Source organism: Kitasatospora sp. NPDC057512 (assembly GCF_042802135.1).
Taxonomy (GTDB): Bacteria; Actinomycetota; Actinomycetes; order Streptomycetales; family Streptomycetaceae; genus Kitasatospora.
On the sequence record NZ_JBHVET010000882.1, the window covers coordinates 1 to 3122 of the forward strand.

Below are 3122 nucleotides of genomic sequence, written 5' to 3' on the forward strand. Positions count from 1 at the left end.
GCCCTAGGGCGTGTCTGACAATTGGCGTCGCGCGCCCGGCGGGAATTGTCAGACACGCCCTAACTCGCCAGCGGCAGCCGGGTGCCCCCGAGGCCCGGCAGGGGAGGGCCCGGTACGGCGGGGCCGGGGACGGCGGGGCGGCCGTCGTAGGCGTCCCGCCGGACCGGCACCCGCGGGCCCTCGGCCGGTCCGTCCACCGGCGCGGTGAGCAGCAGGCACTCGGCCGCCGTCCGGCCGTCCTGGAGCAGCTGGACCCGTACCGTGAGCCGCCCGTCCGCCGTGGCCGGCCCCTCGGCCGGCCCGGTGGTCGGCTCGGGGGCGGCCCGGACGAAGCAGGGCCGGTCCAGCTCGATGTAGTGGTCGAAGGAGGTCACCAGCTCGACCGGGACGACCGGCTCGGGGTGGCGCAGCCGCTGGGCGGCCTGCCGGGCGGCCTCCAGCACCAGCATCCCGGGCACGTGGTCCAGCTCGTGGTCGAACAGCACCGGGTGGGTGGCGTCGGCGCGCAGCAGCCAGGTGTCCGGGGCCAGGGTCGGGCTGAGCACCACGTCCGCGGGCTGGGCGCGGCCGACCAGCTCGGGCGCGGCGGGTGCCGGCGGGCGCGGTGGGAGGGTGCGCCGCGCGGGGCCGCGCAGCCGGGCGTACGAGGCGGGGGAGACCACCCGCAGCCGTCCGCTGCCGTGGCCGATCGGCCGGCCGTCCCGGGTGACGTCGACGCGGACCCGGAGCGAGGCCAGCTCGCCGTGCCGCATCCGGACGTCCTCGCAGCCGACGGCCAGCATCAGCGAGGCGGGGCCGGCGGTGACGGCGAGGCCCGGCAGGCCGGTCCCGTCGAGCGCGTAGGAGAGGTCCTCCATCATGAAGTGGTGGCCGCGCGGCACCCCGAACCCGGCGTGGCCGATCAGCAGCCCGGTCTGCCGGATCGTTTCGGCCAGCAGCACCGGGTCGTGGTAGCGGTCCCCGGGCAGCCGGTAGAAGCCGTGCAGCCGGGGCCACTGGGCGCCGAGCAGGAAGTCGTACGGGCCGGTGGCCTGCCAGCCGGTGAGGAACACCTCGGACACCGAGGCGCGGTGCACCAGGTGCCGGGAGACGGTCCGGTCGTGGAAGTCGTAGCCGGTCGCGGGGCCGCGGTGGAAGTCGTAGCCGGTGGCGGGGCCGTGGTGGGGGCCGTAGCCGGTGGCGGGGCCATCGTGGAACTCGAAGCCGCCACCGCTGCCCGGGCCGGGGTGGGCGTACGGATCGTGCGGGTCCGGCTCTACGATCGATGGCATGACGGGCCCCCGCTTCAGGGTGTCGGTCGGAGCGGCCGCCACGGCCGTCCGAGCAAAACATACATACCACCCGGTTTGTGTTCGGCGGCTGGGGGTGCCCAGGCCGAACTCTCCGGCCAGGCCACGCTACCCGCCCCCTGGGCTGGGGGAATGCCCGTTCGGGAGGCCTCGGACCATCGGTGGGGGGCCGTCCCCGCTGGACGGCGGGGGCGAAGCAAGCGCTAGATTAGATACCAACCATGCGGTTTCGGAGGGTGCCGTCCGCATGCGAGCGCCGCCCCCGCAGGGGCCGCGCCGACAGCAGCCGGGTGGGGCGGGGATCGCGCCCGGTCGAGTCCGGAGGGGGCCAGTGGTCAAGCAGGAGCGGGCTGGGCGGACCCGGCAGGCCGTACTGCTCGCCGCCGCGGAGACCTTCGCGCGGGTGGGCTTCGAGGCCGCCAGCCTGGTCGACATCAGCCGCCGGGCCGGGGTGAGCAAGGGGGCCCTCTACTTCCACTTCGTGTCCAAGCAGGCCCTCGCCGACGGGGTGCGCCGCGCCTCCGGGCGGGAGGTCGGCTCGGCCGCGCTGCGCGCGCTGCGGGCCGACGGCCCGGCCCTCCAGGGGCTGATCGACTTCTCGCACGAGCTGGCCCGGATGCTGCGCGAGGACGTGGTGGTGCGGGCCGGCGTCCGGCTCGGCCGCCAGGGGCCGCGCCGGGACGGCGCCCAGGAGGGGCCGGACGGCCCGTCCCGCCGGTCCGCTCCGGTGGCCTCCGACGTCGCCTGGCGCAGCCTCACCGCCGTCGTCCACCGGCTGCTGGACCGCGCCGCCGAGGCCGGCGAGCTGCTCCCCGGGGTGGACCGGCGGGCCGCCGCCGAACTGCTCACCGCGGTGGCGGCCGGCCAGGTGCTGCTCGCGGGCGAGGAGACCGGCCGGCCCGGGGCGGAGGCGGTGAGCCGGCTCTGGACGGCCGCGCTGCCGGCCCTGGTGGCGGCGGAGCGCCGGGCGGGCTACCGGGTCTGACCGGCCCCGGGTTTCCCAGGTCGGGGCCTCAGGCGCGCTCGGCGACGCTCAGCCGGGCGAGCGCGTGCGGCTGGACCAGGCCGGGCAGCAGCAGCGTCCAGAGGTCGGACAGCCGCTGGATCAGGTCCTGCCGGTCGGCCAGCACCTGGGAGCTCAGCTGGATGCCGGTGACGGCCCCGGTGATCACCCCGGCGGCCGCGGTCAGGTCGACCCCCGGGTGGAGGTCGCCGGCCTCCCGGGCGTGCTCCAGCAGGACGCGGACGGTGTCCATCCAGCCCTGGTAGGCCGCGAGCTGCGGCTGGGTGAAGCTGCCGTGCTCGATCGTCAGCCGGATGCTGCCGCGCACCAGCGGGTCGGTCTGGAGCGCGCGGGCGAAGGCGTACCCGAGGTCGATCAGGTTCTGCACCGGGCTGTCCGAGGCCGGTGTCCAGCCGGAGATGAAGACGCCCTGCCCCTCGATGACGGCGAGCGCCAGCTCCTCCTTGGAGCGGAAGTGGAAGTACAGCGCGCCCTTGGTGACGCCGGCGCGGTCCAGGATCTCGGACATCGTGGCGGCGGCGTAGCCCCGCTCGTCGAACACCTCGGCCGCCGCGACGAGTACCGTCTGGCGGGTCGCCAGCGCGCGGGCCTGCCTGGCCATCGCAGCCTCCCTGGAAAGTTCTGGTCTCGGCAGCGGCCGATCCTATGGGGGCGGACGGGGCGGCGGACGCATACCGTCCAGTAGGCATCCTACCGAGCCCGCCGCGGGCCCCTCCGGCCCCGGCCGACCGGGCGGGAGCACCGCCGACGCGGCCCGGACCAGCGCCGATGCGGCTCCGGGCACCGTCGGCGCGGCCCCGGGCAGAGCC

At 76.5% G+C, this 3122-nt stretch carries 3 protein-coding genes; 1 reads left to right on the forward strand and 2 read right to left on the reverse strand.

Annotation, left to right across the window (positions count from 1 at the left end; genetic code table 11):
- Positions 1 to 59 precede the first annotated feature (59 nt).
- Positions 60 to 1271, reverse strand: coding sequence for a ScbA/BarX family gamma-butyrolactone biosynthesis protein (locus ACFU6K_RS35230; protein ID WP_380670132.1), 1212 nt, complete (start codon positions 1269 to 1271; stop codon positions 60 to 62).
- A 349-nt stretch (positions 1272 to 1620) separates the two neighbouring features.
- On the opposite strand from ACFU6K_RS35230, the gene ACFU6K_RS35235 reads away from it, so the two are divergent.
- Positions 1621 to 2274 (forward strand): ScbR family autoregulator-binding transcription factor, encoded by a 654-nt coding sequence (locus tag ACFU6K_RS35235; RefSeq protein ID WP_380670134.1) that lies wholly within the window; start codon positions 1621 to 1623, stop codon positions 2272 to 2274.
- A gap of 28 nt (positions 2275 to 2302) precedes the next feature.
- Here ACFU6K_RS35235 and ACFU6K_RS35240 read toward each other — a convergent pair whose 3' ends face one another.
- The gene (locus ACFU6K_RS35240; protein WP_049661418.1) at positions 2303 to 2914 is read right to left on the reverse strand and encodes a ScbR family autoregulator-binding transcription factor; all 612 of its coding nucleotides are present in this window, start codon (positions 2912 to 2914) and stop codon (positions 2303 to 2305) included.
- Between the last annotated feature and the right edge of the window lie 208 nt (positions 2915 to 3122).

Coding starts and splice junctions, on each gene's coding strand:
- ACFU6K_RS35230 (WP_380670132.1), bottom strand. CDS start 1,271: ATGCCATCGATCGTAGAGCCGGACCCGCACGATCCGTACGCCCACCCC.
- ACFU6K_RS35240 (WP_049661418.1), bottom strand. CDS start 2,914: ATGGCCAGGCAGGCCCGCGCGCTGGCGACCCGCCAGACGGTACTCGTC.